At 70.6% G+C, this 17471-nt stretch carries 13 protein-coding genes; 11 read left to right on the top strand and 2 right to left on the bottom strand.

From position 1 onward, the window contains the following. The first annotated feature begins 1 nt into the window (after position 1). The 5 genes from gatA (at position 2) to NE236_RS21105 (ending at position 9622) form a co-directional block, all read left to right on the top strand. A complete protein-coding gene (gatA, locus tag NE236_RS21125; RefSeq protein WP_252843775.1) occupies positions 2-1492 on the top strand; it encodes an Asp-tRNA(Asn)/Glu-tRNA(Gln) amidotransferase subunit GatA in 1491 nt (496 codons plus the stop codon). A 24-nt stretch (positions 1493-1516) separates the two neighbouring features. Then, the gene (gene gatB / locus NE236_RS21120; RefSeq protein WP_252843774.1) at positions 1517-3016 is read left to right on the top strand and encodes an Asp-tRNA(Asn)/Glu-tRNA(Gln) amidotransferase subunit GatB; all 1500 of its coding nucleotides are present in this window, start codon (positions 1517-1519) and stop codon (positions 3014-3016) included. Positions 3017-3390: 374 nt separating this feature from the next. Further along, on the top strand, positions 3391-4299 hold the full coding sequence (locus NE236_RS21115) for a 2-hydroxyacid dehydrogenase (protein WP_252843773.1): 909 nt from the start codon (positions 3391-3393) through the stop codon (positions 4297-4299). 443 nt (positions 4300-4742) lie between these two features. Beyond that, a complete protein-coding gene (locus tag NE236_RS21110; RefSeq protein ID WP_252843772.1) occupies positions 4743-7457 on the top strand; it encodes a putative bifunctional diguanylate cyclase/phosphodiesterase in 2715 nt (904 codons plus the stop codon). A 254-nt stretch (positions 7458-7711) separates the two neighbouring features. Further along, complete coding sequence (locus NE236_RS21105; protein ID WP_252843771.1) at positions 7712-9622, top strand: N-acetylmuramoyl-L-alanine amidase; 1911 nt, start codon at positions 7712-7714, stop codon at positions 9620-9622. Between the two features lie 67 nt (positions 9623-9689). On the opposite strand, the gene NE236_RS21100 is transcribed toward NE236_RS21105, so the two are convergent. Beyond that, positions 9690-10127 carry a hypothetical protein gene (locus NE236_RS21100; RefSeq protein ID WP_252843770.1) on the bottom strand — a complete coding sequence of 146 codons (438 nt, stop codon included), beginning with the start codon at positions 10125-10127 and terminating at the stop codon, positions 9690-9692. A gap of 143 nt (positions 10128-10270) precedes the next feature. Between NE236_RS21100 and NE236_RS45110 the strand changes: the two genes are divergently transcribed. Next, positions 10271-10723, top strand: a complete 453-nt coding sequence (locus NE236_RS45110) for a transposase (protein WP_372494399.1) — start codon at positions 10271-10273, stop codon at positions 10721-10723. Positions 10724-10748: 25 nt separating this feature from the next. Here the strand turns inward: NE236_RS45110 and NE236_RS21095 are convergent, their stop codons facing one another. Next, on the bottom strand, positions 10749-11651 hold the full coding sequence (locus NE236_RS21095; protein ID WP_252843769.1) for a LysR family transcriptional regulator: 903 nt from the start codon (positions 11649-11651) through the stop codon (positions 10749-10751). Positions 11652-11758: 107 nt separating this feature from the next. Here NE236_RS21095 and NE236_RS21090 point away from each other — a divergent pair, with 107 nt between their 5' ends. The 5 genes from NE236_RS21090 (at position 11759) to ilvC (ending at position 17288) form a co-directional block, all read left to right on the top strand. Continuing rightward, on the top strand, positions 11759-12601 hold the full coding sequence (locus NE236_RS21090) for an LLM class F420-dependent oxidoreductase (RefSeq protein ID WP_252843768.1): 843 nt from the start codon (positions 11759-11761) through the stop codon (positions 12599-12601). A gap of 17 nt (positions 12602-12618) precedes the next feature. Further along, positions 12619-13572, top strand: coding sequence for a zinc-binding dehydrogenase (locus NE236_RS21085; protein ID WP_252843767.1), 954 nt, complete (start codon positions 12619-12621; stop codon positions 13570-13572). Positions 13573-13898: 326 nt separating this feature from the next. After that, the gene (locus NE236_RS21080; protein WP_308209133.1) at positions 13899-15746 is read left to right on the top strand and encodes an acetolactate synthase large subunit; all 1848 of its coding nucleotides are present in this window, start codon (positions 13899-13901) and stop codon (positions 15744-15746) included. A gap of 3 nt (positions 15747-15749) precedes the next feature. Next, positions 15750-16274, top strand: a complete 525-nt coding sequence (ilvN, locus tag NE236_RS21075) for an acetolactate synthase small subunit (protein WP_252843765.1) — start codon at positions 15750-15752, stop codon at positions 16272-16274. Between the two features lie 30 nt (positions 16275-16304). Continuing rightward, positions 16305-17288, top strand: coding sequence for a ketol-acid reductoisomerase (ilvC, locus tag NE236_RS21070; RefSeq protein WP_252844004.1), 984 nt, complete (start codon positions 16305-16307; stop codon positions 17286-17288). Positions 17289-17471: the final 183 nt, after the last annotated feature.

The raw sequence follows: 17471 nt of genomic DNA, 5'->3' as shown, positions 1-17471 counted from the left end.
GATGACCATCATCAAGAAGACCGCGGCCGAGCTGGCCGCGCTGATCGCCTCCGGTGAGGCGTCGGCGGTCGAGGTCGCCCAGGCGCACCTGGACCGCATCGCCGCCGTCGAGGGCTCCGTCAAGGCGTTCGTGCACGTCGAACCCGAGACGACGCTCGCGCAGGCGCGCGCGGTCGACGACCGCCGCGCGGCGGGGGAGACGCTCGGCCCGCTGGCCGGCGTCCCGATCGCGCACAAGGACGTCTTCACGACGTCCGACATGCCGACGACCTGCTCCTCCAAGATCTTGGAGGGCTGGCGCCCGCCGTACGACGCGACCGTCACGCGGCGGCTGCGCGAGGCCGGGCTGGTCATCCTCGGCAAGACGAACATGGACGAGTTCGCGATGGGCTCCTCGACGGAGAACAGCGCGTACGGCCCGTCGCACAACCCGTGGGATCTCGGCAAGATCCCCGGTGGCTCGTCCGGCGGCTCCTCCGCGGCGGTCGCCGCGTACGAGGCGCCCCTGGCGACCGGCACCGACACCGGCGGCTCGATCCGCCAGCCCGCCGCCGTCACCGGCCTCGTCGGCATGAAGCCGACCTACGGCGGCTCCTCGCGGTACGGCCTGATCGCGTTCGCGTCCTCGCTCGACACGCCGGGCCCGCTGGCCCGTACGGTTCTGGACGCCGCGCTCCTGCACGAGGCGTTCTCCGGGCACGACCCGATGGACTCCACCTCGATCGACCAGCAGGTGCCGCCCGTCGTCGAGGCCGCGCGTCGCGCCGACGTCGCCGGCCTGCGGGTCGGCGTCGTCAAGGAGTTCGGCGGCGAGGGCTATCAGCCGGGCGTGCTGGCCCGCTTCCACGAGGCGGTGGAGGTGCTGGAGTCGCTCGGCGCCAAGGTCGTCGAGGTCTCCTGCCCGCACTTCACGTACGCGCTGCCGGCGTACTACCTGATCGCGCCGTCGGAGTGCTCGTCCAACCTGGCCCGCTTCGACGGCATGCGCTACGGCCTGCGCGTCGGCGACGACGGCACCCGCTCGGCCGAGGAGGTCATGGCGCTGACCCGCGCCGAGGGCTTCGGGGACGAGGTCAAGCGCCGGATCATGCTCGGCACCTACGCCCTGTCCAGCGGCTACTACGACGCCTACTACGGCAAGGCGCAGCAGGTCCGCACGCTGATCACCCGCGACTTCGACGCCGCGTTCGAGCAGGTCGACGTCCTCGTCTCGCCGACGACGCCGACCACGGCGTTCCCGATCGGCGAGCGCGCCGACGACCCGATGGCGATGTACCTCGCCGACCTGTGCACGATCCCGTCCAACCTCGCCGGCAACGCCGCCATCTCGGTGCCCTGCGGCCTGGCCGACGAGGACTCCCTGCCGGTCGGCCTGCAGATCATGGCACCGGTCCTCGCGGACGAGCGGGTCTACCGCGTCGGCGCCGCCGTCGAGCGCGCCCTGCAGGACCGCTGGGGCGGCCCGCTCCTGGCCAAGGCCCCCCAACTCTGAGGGCTGGAAGGGACTGAACGACCGATGAGCACGGAAACGCTCGTGCCGTACGACGAGGCGCTGGCGAGATACGAGCCGGTGCTGGGCATCGAGACCCACATCGAGCTGGGCACGACGACGAAGATGTTCTGCGGGTGCGCGACCGAGTTCGGTGCGGAGCCCAACACCCAGGTCTGCCCCGTCTGTCTGGGCATGCCGGGTTCGCTGCCGGTGACGAACCGCGCCGCGATCGAGGGCATCATCAAGATCGGCCTGGCGCTGAACTGCACGATTGTCGAATGGTGCCGGTTCGCCCGGAAGAACTACTTCTATCCGGACATGCCGAAGAACTTCCAGATCTCGCAGTACGACGAGCCGTTGTGCATCGACGGGTACCTCGACGTCGAGGTCGAGGGGGAGACGTACCGCGTCGAGATCGAGCGGGTCCACATGGAGGAGGACACCGGCAAGTCGCTGCACGTCGGCGGCGCCACCGGCCGGATCCACGGCGCCGACTTCTCGCTCGTCGACTACAACCGGGCCGGCATCCCGCTCGTCGAGATCGTGACCAAGCCGATCGTCGCGACCGGCGACAAGGCGCCGCTGGTCGCTCGGGCGTACGCCACCGAGCTGCGCGAGCTCGTCCGGGCGCTGGGCGTCTCCGACGTTCGCATGGAGCAGGGCTCGATGCGCTGCGACGTGAACGTCTCGCTCATGCCCAAGGGTGCGTCCGAGTGGGGCACCCGCTCCGAGACCAAGAACGTCAACTCGCTCCGCTCGGTCGAGCGCGCCGTACGGTTCGAGATCGAGCGTCAGGCCGGAGTGCTCGACGCGGGCGGCCGGGTGATCCAGGAGACCCGCCACTTCCAGGAGAACACCGGCAGCACGACGAGCGGGCGCAGCAAGGAAGAGGCGCAGGACTACCGCTACTTCCCCGAGCCCGACCTGGTGCCGATGGCGCCATCGCGCGAGTGGGTGGAGCAGTTGCGCGCCGGGCAGCCGGAACTGCCCGCCGCCCGCCGCGCCCGGGTGACCGAGGAGTGGGGTCTCGCCGAGAAGGAACTGCGCGACATCGTCAACGCCGGGGCGCTCGACCTGATCGAGGACACGATCCGGGAGGGCGCCGACCCGGCCGCGGCCCGCAAGTGGTGGATGAACGAGCTGTCGCGGCGGGCCACCGAGCAGGGCGCCGACCTGGCCGAGCTGCCGGTGACCCCGGCCGACGTCGCGCGGGTGAGCGGGCTGGTCGCCGAGGGCACCATCAACGACAAGCTCGCCCGGCAGGTGTTCGACGGCGTGCTCGCCGGCGAGGGCTCCCCGGACGAGGTCGTCGAGAAGCGCGGCTTGAAGGTCGTCAGCGACGAGGGTCAGCTGGGCACGGTCATCGACGAGGTCATCGCCGCCAACCCGGACGTCGCGGACAAGATCCGTGGCGGCAAGGTCGCGGCGGCGGGCGCGCTGGTCGGCGCGGTCATGAAGGCGACCCGTGGCCAGGCCGACGCGGGCCGGGCCCGCGAGCTGATCATCCAGAAGCTCACGAGCTGACCGTTCAGAGAGCTCACGAGTCGGTCATCGGGGAACTCGCGAGCTGACACACCGACGGCGGGGGAAGAACGGCACCAGAGCAGCACGCGCAGCTCGCCCGCGTTGATCTTGGGGTTATCGCCCTTCCCGAGGCGCGCGAATGGGCGACAATCCCAAAGTCAACGGCGCCCGGGAGCTGGGACTCAGTCCTCGGCGGTCTCCTTCAAGATCCGGGCCGCTTCGTGGCGACGGCAGGGTGACGGCTGCGAACGGTCGGCCTCCGCCAGGACCAGAGCCCGGCAGGACCACCGCCGACGGTCATGTCGGGCATCCGGCCGTGGGTGCGGCATCGGGGCGGGTCGTACGATCTGTTCCGATGGCCAGGGAGGCGCGTGGTGAAGGTTTGGGTCCCGGACAAGGAGATGGCCGAGGCGATGGCGGACGTCGCCGGAGCCGAGGTGGACGTCTACCCGGGCGGGGACGACCTTCCGGGCGATCCCGCGGAGGTGGAGTTCTACGTCCCGCCGTTCGTCCCCACCCCGCAGAGCCGCGCCGTCCTGGCCCGGATGCGGAGTCTGAAGGTCCTCCAACTGCAGGTCGCCGGCGTCGACACCTTCCTGCCACATGTGCCGCCCGGCGCGGTGCTGTGCAACGGCCGGGGCGTGCACGACGCGAGCACCGCCGAGTGGACGGTCGGGGCGATCATCGCCGCCCAGCGCGACTTCCCGCGGTTCGCCGGCGCGCAGCGCGACGGCCGCTGGGACTGGCACATGACCGACGCGCTGGCCGACCGCTCCGTGCTCATCGTGGGGTACGGCTCGGTCGGCGCGGCGATCGAGCGGCGCCTGCTCCCGTTCGAGACCGAGGTCACCCGCGTGGCGAGAACGGCGCGGGACGGCGTCCACCCGGTCGGGGCGCTCCCGGAACTGCTTCCCCAGGCCGACATCGTGGTCCTGATCGTGCCGTTCACCGAGGAGACGACCGGCCTGTTCGACGCGGACCTCCTCGCGCGGATGAAGGACGGCGCCCTCCTCGTGAACGCCGCCCGCGGTCCGGTGGTCGACACCGGCGCGCTGCTCGCCGAGCTGTCCCGGGGACGGCTGCGCGCGGTGCTCGACGTGACCGACCCGGAGCCGCTGCCCGCCGGTCACCCCCTCTGGTCCGCACCGGGGGTCTTCATCACGCCGCACGTCGGAGGGTCGACGCCGGCCTCGCGGCGGCGCGCCGTCGCCCTGGTGCGCGAACAGCTCGAACGCCACGTCCGGGACGAGCCGCTGCGCAACGTGATCACCGACACCTACTGATCTCGTAAAGGCTTCTGTCCCGGTCTTTTGGACGATCCGCTGTGTGCGGCGGCCGGAGCTTTACCCATTCGGTCGATCGCGCCGACAAAGCGCTATGAAGCGCTCGATGACCGGTTACGCAACGTTGCGATTTGTCGCCGGGTGGACGCTCAGCCTCAATCGCGCCGTGACCTACGGACCGTACATTGAGCAACGAGGCTGACCAGAGTGACCGCCGCGCGGGCGCTGCCGGAGATCCCGGCGGGCGCGCGTTCGGCTTGATCTCCACCAGTGACGTCCCGTCCGCGGGTCATCACCCGTACCGGATGACACGGCATTCGACAGGCAGGTTTACGCCGCACCTGAGACGGCCGCAGGCCGTCGTCCCGGAAAGTCATGCGTTCGGCACCCGGTGCGCGCCGTGCTCCGGAAGAATTCGATTAAAACCAGAGAGCGAGTAAGTGATGACCGGCGAGCGGACGAAGCGGCGACGCTGGGGGATACCGGCGGCCGCGCGGCCGTTCGGTCCCGTCGTCGCACTCGCCGTCATCCACGCGGTCGCCTTCCTGTCCGGCAGGGGGACCGACGGCGCCGGCGCCTGGCTCACCGCCTGGGCGGCGGCGGTCGCCGCGACGTCGTTCCTGTTCGCCCTGTGGCGGGCGCCCCAGGGCGCCGCCGGGAAGGTCGACCGGGACACCTGGCGCTGGTTCGGCCTGGCCGCGGTGGCCTGGTCCGCCGGCGCGGCGGTCAACGCGATCTCCCGGATCGTCTTCAGCCGGTCGGCGGTGGCGGTCTCCCCGGCCGACCTGTTGTTCCTCATCGCGCTGGGCACGTTGACGGCGGGGTTCGTCGCGCCGATCGGCCTGCCGCGCAGCGCCCGTCCGTGGCTGCGCTACCTCGCCGACACCTACGTCTGTGCCTGCGCGCTGTTCGTCGTCGGGTGGGTCGCGGTCTTCGACCGGCTGTACCGGCTGTCGGGAGAGGGCTGGGGAGAGTTCCTCACCGAGCTGCGCTATCCGCTGCTCGACGCGCTGCTGATCTGCGGGCTGCTGCCGATGGCGGTGGGCGCGGTGCGCGGGCGCCGCCGGTCCGCCATGGTCGCCTACGGCGCGCTGCTCGTGCTCACCGCGGCCGACGTCCTGTACGTCGTGGGCCGGCTGAACGGCCAAGGCCCGTACGGCTCCGCCGCGGACCTGGCGCGCCTGGCCGGGCTGCTCCTCCTCGGCGCGGCCCCGTGGGTCCTGCGCGGGGGGCACGACGACGCGACCCGGCGCCGCCTCGTGGGCCCCGGCATCGCGCCGGCCGCCACGGCCGCCGCCGCGGCGATCTTCGTGGCCGGCCACACGCTGACCGGCGCGCACGGCCTGCGGCCGGTCGTCCCGGTCATCGCCGGGTCCGCCGTCCTCGTCGTCCTCGCCCGGCTCGGTGAGCTGGTCCACGACAACGACCGGCTGCGGCGCGCCGTGAAGACCAGTGAGAAGCACTTCCGCGCGCTCACCGAGAGCATCAACGACGTCGTCGTCATCTGCGGGCTCGACGGTGTGATCGAGTACGTCAGTTCCGGGGCCCATCCCTCGTACCACTACACGGCCGAGGACCTGCTCGGCCGGTCGGTGAACGATATCGTCCACCCGGAGGACCTGCCGAGGGTGGCGGCGGCGGTACGCCGGTTCCTCCGCGAGTGCGACGACGACGTCGTCCGTCTCGCCTGCCGGGTCCGCGCGGCCGACGGCACCTGGCTGCCGACCGAGTCCACGATCTGCCGGTACGGCTCGTCCGGGGACGGCGCCGCGGACCGGCTGCTGGTCACCGTCCGCGACTTCAGCGAGCAGGCCGCGCTGCAGCGTCAGGTCACCCACCTGACCTTCCACGACGGCCTGACCGGGCTGCCGAACCGCGCGTACTTCGAGGAACGTGCCCGCGAGGTCGTGGAGCGCTGCCTGGGCACCGTCTCGGTGATCTTCGTGGACCTCGACGGCTTCACCGCCGTCAACGACTCCATCGGCCACGCCGGTGGCGACCAGGTGCTGGCGCAGGCCGCGCGGCGGCTGCGTGCGGGCGTCCTGGCCGACGACACCGTCGCCCGCTGGGGAAGCGACGAGTTCGCCGTGTTCGTGGAGAACGCCACGGAGGTGCAGACGGCCGTCGACCTCGGTGAGCGGCTCGTCCGCGCCCTGGCCGGCGAGCCCTACCGCGTCGGCGATCGCAGCATCGTGCTCACGGCCAGCGTCGGCATCGCCTTCACCGAGGACGGCATCGGCGCTCCCGAGCTCATCCGCAACGCCGACGTCGCGCTGTCCCGGGCCAAGGATCTCGGCGGGGGCCGGGTCGAGGTGTTCGCCGCCAAGATGCACGCCGACGTGGTCCGCCGGCTCGAGCTCGGCGGCGAGCTGCAGCGCGCGCTCACCGAGCAGCAGTTCGCGGTGGAGTTCCAGCCGGTCGTCGAGCTCGCCACGTCGCGTGTCACCGGCGTCGAGGCGCTGGTGCGGTGGTGGCGCGACGGCGTGTTCGTGCCGCCGGAGGAGTTCATCGGCACCGCCGAGGAGTCGGGTCTGATGATCCCGCTCGGCAACTGGGTGCTGCGCGAGGCGTGCTGCGAGGTGGCCCGCTGGCGCGCGTCCGACTGGGACATCGGACTGTCGATCAACCTCCGGCCCCGGGAGATCGCCGCTCCGCGGTTCGTCGAGTCGGTGGCGACCGCGCTGGAGGACAGTGGCCTGTCTCCGGAGATGCTCACCCTGGAGGTCCAGGAGGAGGTTCTGGTCGACGGCGGCGACGAGCTGATCGCCCGGCTGTCCGCGCTGCGCGATCTGGGAGTGCGGCTGGCCATCGACGACTTCGGCACCGGGTACGCCTCCCTGGCCTTCCTGCGGCAGTTGCCGGTGGACGTCATCAAGATCGATCCTTCGTTCGTCGCCGGGCTCGGCCGGGACGAGACCCTGACGCTGCTGACCCGCACGATCGTCCGGGTCGGCCGCGACCTCGGGCTGGTCGTCGTCGCGGAGGGGATCGAGCGCCCGGAGCAGCTCGAGCTCCTTCGCGAGATGGGCTGCCCGCGCGGCCAGGGCTTCCTTGTCGCCCGCCCGATGGCGCCCCGCAGCGTCGAGGCGCTCATCCGGACCAATCCGCGCGGAGAGGCGTCCATCCCGCTGCACGGCTCGGCGCTCTCCGCCGGCTGACCCGAACGTCCCGCGCGTCCTGTACGTCGCGCATGTGCGCAGGTCCCGCAGGTCCCGCACGTCGCGCAGGTCCCGCACGTCGCGCAGGTCCCGCACGTCCCGCAGTCCCGCATGTCCCGCGCGCCGCCGCCCGGCCCGTGCGGGCCCGTGGTGGTAGAAATTCTTCGCTTTGATCACGGTTCCCGTAGGTTCTTGTCTCCGCTACGGGCCTCTGAGATCGTTACGGCGATTCCCCCGTAGCGCGGAGGCTGCCGATGAGCCTGCGAGGTCGTACCCTCGTCGCGGCGACCATGGTGCTGACCGGTCTCGGAACGACCGCTCAGGCCCATGCCCAGCAACACGCCGGTCCTGTCCCCTCCCCCCGCCAGCAGGTCTACGCCCAGGCGGCGCAGGCCTACCACGTCCCCGACAACCTGCTGCTCGCCGTGTCGTACCTGGAGTCCCGCTGGGACGCCAACAAGGGCACGCCGAGCACCAGCGGGGGCTTCGGACCCATGCACCTCGTCGACGGAACGCTCGTCCCGAGCGGCGAGCACTTCGCCGACGGCGACGAGGACCCCCGCGGCGACACCTCACGCCCGGCCCTGCACCCCAAGGCCCCGGCGAACACGGCACGGACCGCCGCGCCGAACACCGCGACGCTGCAGGAGGCCGCACGGCTCACCGGCGACGCGCCCACCGCGCTGCGCACCGATCCGGCGGCCAACATCCGGGGCGGCGCGGCGCTGCTCGCCCGCTACCAGCAGGACCTCGGCAAGCCGCTCAGCGGCGACCCGGCCGACTGGTACGCGGCGACCGTCCGCTACGGCGGCACCGACTGGTTCGCCGGCCAGGTCTACGACCTGATCCGCACCGGCGCCTCCCGGACCATCGACGACGGCCGGCAGATCGCCCTCGCCGCGGATCCGGGCGTACGGACGGCCGCGCGGGCCGCCAATGACCCCGAGACCGAGTGCCCCCGAGATCTCGGCTGTGAATGGATCCCCGCGCCGTACCAGCAGATCAGCCCGTACGGCCCGACGGACTACGGCAACCACGACCTGGGCGACCGGCCGAAGAGCCAGAAGATCGACTTCATCGTCATCCACGACACCGAGGGCTACTACCCCAACGACGTCAAGATGGTGCAGGACCCGACGTACCTGGGGTGGAACTACACGGTCCGCTCCGCCGACGGGCACGTCGCCCAGCACCTCAAGGCCAGGGACGTGGGTTGGCAGGCCGGTAACTGGTACATCAACTCCAAGTCCCTCGGAATCGAGCACGAGGGCTTCCTGGCCCAGGGCGGCACCTGGTACACCGAGGCGATGTACCGCAGCTCGTCCGAGCTGGTGCGCTACCTCGCGCGCAGGTTCCACGTCCCCCTCGACCGGGCGCACATCCTCGGCCACGACAACGTCCCGGCGACCACCCCGGCCGGGGTGGTGAACATGCACGAGGACCCGGGCCCGTACTGGGACTGGGCGCACTACTTCGACCTGCTGCACCGGCCGCTGCACGCCAGTGCGGGCCGCCACTCCGGCGAGGTCATGATCCTTCCCGACTACGACAAGAACGTCGTGCCGTACACCGGCTGCGACGCCAAGAACCCCTCGGTGCTCTGCCCGCCGCACGGCGGCGGCTCGATCATGCTGCGGACCGAGCCCCGTGATGACGCGCCGCTGGTCAAGGACATCGGCAAGCACCCGACGACCGGCGGAACCGCCACGATGAGCGTGTACGACCACAGCGCCCGCGCGGCCACCGGCCAGACGTACGCCGTGGCCGACCGGCAGGGCGACTGGACGGCGATCTGGTACCTCGGCCAGAAGGCCTGGTTCCACGACCCGAGGACGCAGCCGGCCGCCGTCGGCGCCCGCGGCCTCGTCGCGGTGGCCAAGCCCGGCGCGGCGTCCGTCCCGGTCTACGGCCGCGCCTACCCGGAGGCGGAGGCCTATCCGGCGAGCGTGCCCGTGCAGGACCTCGTGCCGATGCAGTACACCTTCGCGGCCGGGCAGGCGTACGCCGTCGTCGGCTCCGAGCGGGGGGAGTACTACTACACCAAGAGGTTCGACCGGACCGGCGCGACCGTCGTCAAGGGCCGCTTGAAGTACTACGAGATCCAGTTCGGCCACCGCGTCTACTTCGTCAAGGCCGACGACGTGGACCTCAAGCCGGCCTGGTAGCGGTCAAAGGTCGAGGTTCCCGCGCGCCCGCCGCGCGGGAACCTCGCACGGGGGGTGCTTGGCGATGTCAGCCGCAGTGCGAGAAGGGATCGGTCCAGATGGTGAAGTCCCCGTTGATCGGTACGCCGCCACCCCAATCGATGCATGTTCCTGGAGCGTTTATCTTCACCGGACCAGCATAAAAGGCGTAGTTCTTATCATCATATATATAACCAGTAATAACTCCTGACGAGTTTTCTTTCGCGATGAAGGCTTGCGTGCGGGTGGTGGTTCCCGCGTATGGGGGGTTCTTCCAGGTGACCACGCAGTCGGTGGTGCCGTTGTACAACAGGTGGATGGTCGCGACCGCGCCGAGGTTGTGATGGTCGATTTCGTGGTAACTGCCGCCACCGCACGCCGCGATCGGTGACGATGCCGCCTCCGCTGGACTACTCACGGCCACCGACCCGGCAAGCACTGCCGCGGCGGCAACGGTGAGTACCGCTCCCTGCTTGAACTTTCGCACTGTTACATCCGTTCCGTATGTGATTTTTGGGACATGGGAAGCATAAGGGACGATTATGGCCTGTCGGGAGACCGAATCACTCGGGCCAGACCAAATCAAGGTGTTCTGCTTTGCCGGGTGTGAGTGAGCGGTAACACGGTGGCGTGACGCGTGGTGATCTGACCGATGATGAGTGGGCTCTGGTTGAGCCGTATCTCCCGCTGGGGGCCTGCGGGCCGATCCCTGACCTGCGTAATCAGTTCAATGCGGTGATGTGGAGGTTCCGGACCGGCAGTCCCTGGCGGAGTGGCGGCGGAAAAGGGGCTTCACCAAAGGGGCAAGCCGGGCCTGCGGACGGCCCCGTAGACACCGCTCCCGGCGCCGGCCACGGCGACGGCCCCCGCCCCGCCCCCGACCCTGACCATGAGGAGCGCCGCCGGGTACGCCGACGCCACAAGGCCCGCTACGAGCGCCCGAGCCGCGATCGCGGTGGCAGGAATCCTGCTGCCGTGGCACATGCGCGGGACGCTGAGGCCGACCGCGAGCCTTGCCGCCACGGTCGACGTCGCGAACCCGGCGGTCCGGACGGTATGGCGTCCACGGTGACGGCAAGGTGACAACGACGACGGCAAGGCGGCTCGGTCAGCCGGTGGCCGTCGCGGCGTCCGTGCAGAGGCAGCAGGCCTCGGCGAAGACGCGTACGGCCTCGCGGTCGTCGCCGGTGCGCCAGGCGACCGCGAGCTCGCTGGGGGACAGGCCGCTGACCGGCCGGTAGACGAGGTCGTCCCGCCGATAGATCTCGGCGTTGCCGGCGGCGAGGAGGACGACGCCGAGGCCCGAGGCGACCGCCTCGAACGTCTCGTCGGCGGTCTCCGCGACCGCGGCGACCCGGGCGGGCACGTCGCGGTGGTCGTCGGCGAGCCAGAAGTCGCGGAGGGCCCTGGCCTCGGGAGGGAGGGCGATGAACGGCTCGTCGGCGAGTTCGGCGAACGGCACGACGTCCAGTGCGGCGAGGCGGTGACCGGCGGGCAGCGCCACCCACCGATCCTCGCGTGTGATCACCTTCCATGAGAAGCCGTCGTCGGGCACCGGAAGCCACGCGACGGCGACGTCGACATCGCCGTTCGCCAGCCCAGCCGTCGGATCGGTCCAGGAGACCTGGCGGAACCGGAGCCGCCGACCGGGCAGCAGCCGCCCCATCGTGGCCGTCACGGCGGGAATGAGCCCGCGGCCGATGCTCGTCTGGAAGCCGACCGTCAGGACGGCCTCCTGCGCCGAGGCGGCCTCGGCCACCGCGCGCCGTGCCTGTTTCCACTCCTCGATGAGCCGCCGGGCATGCGGGAGGAGGGCGCTGCCCGCCGGGGTCAGGGCGACCGTACGCCGGTCGCGGACGAACAGCGGAGTATGGAACTCGAGCTCGAGTCGGCGGATCTGTTTGCTCAACGCCGGCTGGGAGATGAAGAGCCGGTCGGCCGCGGCCCGGGTGAAGCTGAGCTCTTCCGCCACGGCGACGAAGTACCGCAGATCCCGCAGGTGGGCGTCCATAGCCGAAGGTTATGACAACAGGTCTTGGACGGACTCCGGCGTGTTGCCCGAGGCTTGGCGTACGGAGGCATGGCGCCAGGGCCACGCCGTCGACGGGAGGAGACACCGTGGAGCTCGGGGTCACGGGACTGAACGCCAAGGCGACGCTCGGCCCGGCGGAGACCGTACGGCTGGCGCGGCGTGCCGAGGAACTCGGATACCGCTCGTGGTGGGCGGGGGAGCACGTCGTGCTGCCGAGCCCGCGGACACCGGACTCCCCGATGGAGCCGACGGATCCGATCCTCGACCCGCTCGTGCACCTGGCCTATGTCGCGGCCGTCACCGAGCGGCTGGAACTCGGGACCGGCATCGTGATCCTGCCGCAGCGCAATCCGGTGGTGCTCGCCAAGCAGGTCGCTAGCCTCGACGTGCTCAGCGGCGGCCGGCTGCACCTCGGGGTCGGGGCCGGCTATCTCGAACCGGAGATGACCGCGGTGGGCGTGCCGTTCGCCGAGCGCGGTGCCCGGACCGACGAGTACCTGGACGCGATGCGGGCGCTGTGGACCCAGGCGGCACCGTCCTACCAGGGACGGTACGTCGCCTTTGACAAGGTCGACGCCCATCCGCGACCGATGCGGACCGACGGGCCGCGGATCGTGATCGGCGGCCACAGCCCGGCGGCCTTCCGGCGGGCGGTCGCCCGAGGAGACGCCTGGTTCGGAAACGGCGACAGCCCCGACGACCTGGTCCGGCATCTGGCCGGGCTGGAGAAGGCGGCGGCCGAGGTGGAGCGCCCGGCTCGGCTGGGACGCCTGGAGATCAATTTCCTGCAGCTCTCTCCCGTCGACGCCGCGGCCGCCCGACGCTACGCCGAACTCGGCGTCGACCGGCTCATCGTCTACCCGCTGCCGCTGGAGGATCCAGGCGACGTCGAGAGATTCCTCGAGCGGCACGCCGACCTGCCCCGCTGACCACCGACAGGAGTGACATGCGCGCGTTGATCCATGACCCCGGCGCACCCGCGGGCCTGCGCCTGGGCGACGTTCCCGAACCCGTTCCGCGCGCCGACCAGGCCCTCATCCAGGTCCACGCGGCCTCGCTGAACTTCGTGGACGTGGCGTTCATGGCCGAACGGGCGCGGCCGGGAGCCGTGCCCGGGATGGACGCCGCCGGTGTCGTCGTCGAGGCGGCGGCCGACGGCTCCGGGCCGCCACCTGGTACTCGTGTTGTGAGCTTTGGGTGGGCGGCGGGCGCGTGGGCCGAGTACCGCGCCGCCGACACGGCAGAGCTGGCCGTCGTGCCCGATTCCGTCGATCTCGGGGCGGCGAGCGCGCTCCCGGCCGCGGGCGTCACCGCCCTGCGCGCGCTGCGGAGGCTCGGCCCGGTGATCGGCCGGCGAGTCCTCGTCACGGGAGCGTCCGGCGGCGTCGGACGCTTCGCCGTCCAGCTCGCCGCCCGCGCCGGCGCGTACGTCATCGCGGCTGTGGGCGGCCCGGACCGGGCCGAAGGGCTCCGCGAACTCGGCGCCGACGAGGTCGTCGTCGACCTGGGAGACATCGCCGCACCCGTCTTCGGCGTGCTCGACAACGTGGGCGGGGCGGTGCTGGCCGAGGCGTTCGGCCTCCTTGAAGACGGGGGCTGCGCCCAGAGCATCGGCATGGCCTCACGCGCGCCGACGACCATCGACTTCGAGAAGGAACGGCTGGCCGGAGTCCGCAAACGCCTGGAGCCCTTCGTCGTCGGGGGCCCCGGGGCGGGTTCGGCGTTCGGTCCGGATCTGGGGCATCTGGTCGACCTCCTCGCGCAGGGGGCCCTGGATCCGCAGATCGGCTGGCGCGGCTCCTGGGATCGCGCGCCGGAGGCCGCCGAGGCACTCCTCGCCCGCCGCGTCCGCGGCAAGGCCGTGCTCGATATCAGCCAGCATCCGGACAGCTCAGACTGAACAGTCCAAACTGGACAGCCCGACCAGTGGGCGTCGGCCCTCGGGTGACGTCCGGCGCGGACCGCGTGGCACTCATCGAGCGCCGGCGGTCCGAGGACGCCGCGGCCACCCGGCCGAGGCCCGGCCGGGTGGCCGCAGGGTGGCGTAATCGGGATAATTATCTCGTATGCTGAGACGTACCGTCCATAAATTTGACGCGGGCCGCGAAACTCGCCATGGTTGACACCATGAACCGCAACCTGATTCTCGTACTTGGTCGGCGCGCAAGCTGACCAAGTAGATCGCTTGCGCGCTCCCCTCGACCGCCATCCGGCGCGAGGGGTTTTTTGTTGGCCATAACCCCGGCCCCGCGCATCGCGTACGGACGGCACGGCCGGCCCGGACGCCCCAAGGGGCAGAGCCCAGCGCTCGAGAGCACAAGGATGAAGCAGATGACCGAACGGATGACCGGATCCCAGGCGCTCATCAGAGCCCTGGAGGAGGTCGGCGTCGACACCGTGTTCGGGATCCCGGGCGGGGCCATCCTCCCGGCCTACGACCCCCTCTTCGACTCGCAGAAGATCCGCCACATCCTTGTCCGGCACGAGCAGGGTGCTGGCCACGCCGCTCAGGGGTACGCGCAGGCGACGGGCCGGGTGGGCGTGTGCATGGCGACCAGCGGTCCCGGCGCCACCAACCTCGTGACGCCGATCGCCGACGCCTACATGGACTCGGTGCCGATCGTCGCGATCACCGGGCAGGTGCCCAGCGGCGCCATCGGCACGGACGCCTTCCAGGAAGCGGACATCTCCGGCATCACGATGCCGATCACCAAGCACAACTTCCTCGTCACCGACCCGGCCGACATCGGCCGTACGATCGCCGAGGCGTTCCACATCGCCTCGACCGGCCGGCCGGGTCCCGTCCTCGTCGACATCGCCAAGGACGCGCTGCAGAACGAGGTCGACTTCGTCTGGCCGCAGCCGATGCAGCTGCCCGGGTACCGCCCGGTGACGCGCCCGCACGCCAAGCAGGTGCGCGAGGCCGCCCGTCTCCTCACCGAAGCGCAACGGCCGGTGCTGTACGTCGGCGGGGGCGTGCTGAAGGCGCGGGCCGCCGCCGAGCTGCGTACCCTCGCCGAGCTGACCGGCGCCCCGGTGGTGACCACGCTGATGGCCAAGGGCGCGCTGCCCGACAGCCACCCGCTCCACATGGGCATGCCCGGCATGCACGGCAGCGTCGGAGCCGTCGGCGCGCTGCAGCGCTCGGACCTGCTGGTCGCGCTGGGCGCGCGGTTCGACGACCGGGTGACCGGCCGCCTCGACAGCTTCGCCAGCGGCGCCAAGGTCGTGCACGCCGACATCGACCCGGCCGAGATCTCCAAGAATCGCCACGCCGACGTCCCGATCGTCGGCGACTGCCGCGACGTCCTCACCGACCTGATCAACGCCGTGCGCGCCGAGCACTCCGCGGGACGCAAGGGCGACTACGAGGCCTGGTGGCGCCAGCTGAACTCCTGGCGAGAGACCTACCCGCTGGGCTATGACCAGCCCGAGGACGGGAGCCTGGCGCCGCAGTACGCGATCGAGCGCATCGGCAAGGTCGTCGGCCCGGACGCCCTGTACGTCGCCGGCGTGGGCCAGCACCAGATGTGGACCGCCCAGTTCATCGGGTACGAGAACCCCGGCTCGTTCATCAACTCGGGCGGGCTCGGCACGATGGGGTACGCCGTGCCTGCCGCGATGGGCGCCAAGAAGGGCCGGCCCGACACGGCCGTCTGGGCGATCGACGGCGACGGATGCTTCCAGATGACCAACCAGGAGCTGGCCACCTGCGCCATCGAGGGCATCCCGATCAAGGTCGCCGTCATCAACAACGGTAACCTCGGCATGATCCGGCAGTGGCAGACCCTCTTCTACGAGGGGCGCTACTCCAACAGCGACCTGCAGTCCCGCCGGATCCCCGACTTCGTCAAGCTGGCAGAGGCGTACGGCTGCGTGGGGCTGCGCTGCGACAACGTCGCCGACGTGGACGCCACGATCGCCAAGGCCATGGAGATCAACGACGTCCCGGTCGTCATCGACTTCATCGTGCACGCGGACGCGATGGTGTGGCCGATGGTCGCGGCCGGCGCCGACAACGACGAGATCAAGATCGCCCGGGACATGGCGCCCGACTGGGAGAACGGTGACTGAGGGATGAGCAGGCACACGCTATCGGTGCTGGTCGAGAACAAGCCCGGCATCCTCGCCAGGGTCGCATCCCTGTTCTCCCGGCGCGGCTTCAACATCGACTCGCTCGCCGTCGGGACGACGGAGCACCCGGACATCTCCCGGATGACGATCGTCGTCAACGTCGAGGAGCTCCCGCTGGAGCAGGTGACGAAGCAGCTGAACAAGCTGGTCAACGTCATCAAGATCGTCGAGCTGGACTCGTCGGCGTCGGTGCAGCGCGAGCTGATACTGATCAAGGTCCGGGCCGACGCCGAGACCCGCTCCCAGGTCCTGGAGACCGTCCAGCTGTTCCGCGCGAAGGTCGTCGACGTGGCCACGGACGCGGTCACGATCGAGGCGACCGGAAGCAGGGACAAGCTGGAGGCCCTGATCAGGATTCTGGAACCCTTCGGTATCAAGGAACTGGTGCAGTCGGGCATGGTGGCCATCGGCCGTGGCGCCCGCTCCATCACCGACCGATCGCTGCGCGCCATCGAGCGCAGCGCGTGAATTTCAGAGAGGCAAACGCAAGTGGCTGAGATCTACTACGACAACGACGCCGACCTGAGCGTCATCCAGGACCGTCACGTGGCGGTGCTCGGATACGGCAGCCAGGGGCACGCGCACGCGCTCTCGCTGCGCGACTCCGGGGTCGACGTTCGCGTCGGCCTGCCGAAGGACTCCAAGAGCCGGGAGAAGGCCGAGAACGACGGCCTGCGCGTCGTCACCCCGGAGGAGGCCTGTGAGGAGGCCGACCTCACGATGGTGCTGATCCCGGACCACCTGCAGCGCGCCGTCTACACCGAGGCCATCGCGCCGTCGCTCGTCGAGGGCGACGCCCTCTTCTTCGGCCACGGCCTCAACATCCGCTTCAACCTCATCGAGCCGCCGGAGGGCGTCGACGTCGCCATGGTCGCCCCGAAGGGCCCGGGCCACCTCGTGCGCCGCCAGTACACCGAGGGCCGCGGCGTGCCGGTGCTCGTCGCCGTGGAGCGGGACGCCACCGGCAACGCCTGGCCGCTCACCCTCTCGTACGCGAAGGCCATCGGCGGCACGCGGCCGGGCGCGCTGAAGACCACCTTCAAGGAGGAGACCGAGACCGACCTGTTCGGCGAGCAGGCCGTGCTCTGCGGTGGCGTCTCCGAGCTCATCAAGGCGGGCTTCCAGACCCTCGTCGAGGCGGGCTACCAGCCGGAGGCCGCCTACTTCGAGTGCCTGCACGAGATGAAGCTCATCGTCGACCTCATGTACGAGGGCGGCCTGTCGAAGATGCGTTACTCGATCTCCGACACCGCGGAGTTCGGCGACTACACCCGCGGCCGGCGCATCATCACCGACCAGACCCGTGAGGAGATGCGCAAGATCCTCAAGGAGGTCCAGGACGGCACCTTCGTCAAGGAGCTCGTGGAGGAGTTCGACGGCGGCCGGTCGAACTTCCTCAAGCGTCGCGAGGAGGAGCAGAACTCCCCGATCGAGCAGACCGGCGCCAAGCTCCGCCCGATGATGTCCTGGCTCCAGGACTGACCCGGGCCGACAGGTCCGCCGGTACGCCCCGGCGTGTGCGATCGCACACGCCGGGGCGTTCTTCGTCCGCCGCCGGGGCCGCGGAGCTCACGGCAGGCGGGGCTGAAATTCGGCAACCGCCGAGGCCTTGTGCGCGGTCAATAACACCTTGTAAATCTATGCTTGGAATCCCGGTTCAGGGTG

Origin of the sequence: Actinoallomurus purpureus (assembly GCF_024055795.1) — a bacterium.
In the GTDB taxonomy this organism is placed as follows: domain Bacteria; phylum Actinomycetota; class Actinomycetes; order Streptosporangiales; family Streptosporangiaceae; genus Actinoallomurus; species Actinoallomurus purpureus.
The sequence above is the reverse complement of the archived record's forward strand: the minus strand, read 5'-3'. Positions and strand labels throughout refer to the sequence as shown.

Coding starts and splice junctions, on each gene's coding strand:
- ilvN (WP_252843765.1), top strand. CDS start 15,750: ATGAGCAGGCACACGCTATCGGTGCTGGTCGAGAACAAGCCCGGCATC.
- gatA (WP_252843775.1), top strand. CDS start 2: ATGACCATCATCAAGAAGACCGCGGCCGAGCTGGCCGCGCTGATCGCC.
- NE236_RS21110 (WP_252843772.1), top strand. CDS start 4,743: ATGACCGGCGAGCGGACGAAGCGGCGACGCTGGGGGATACCGGCGGCC.
- NE236_RS21105 (WP_252843771.1), top strand. CDS start 7,712: ATGAGCCTGCGAGGTCGTACCCTCGTCGCGGCGACCATGGTGCTGACC.
- gatB (WP_252843774.1), top strand. CDS start 1,517: ATGAGCACGGAAACGCTCGTGCCGTACGACGAGGCGCTGGCGAGATAC.
- NE236_RS21095 (WP_252843769.1), bottom strand. CDS start 11,651: ATGGACGCCCACCTGCGGGATCTGCGGTACTTCGTCGCCGTGGCGGAA.
- NE236_RS21085 (WP_252843767.1), top strand. CDS start 12,619: ATGCGCGCGTTGATCCATGACCCCGGCGCACCCGCGGGCCTGCGCCTG.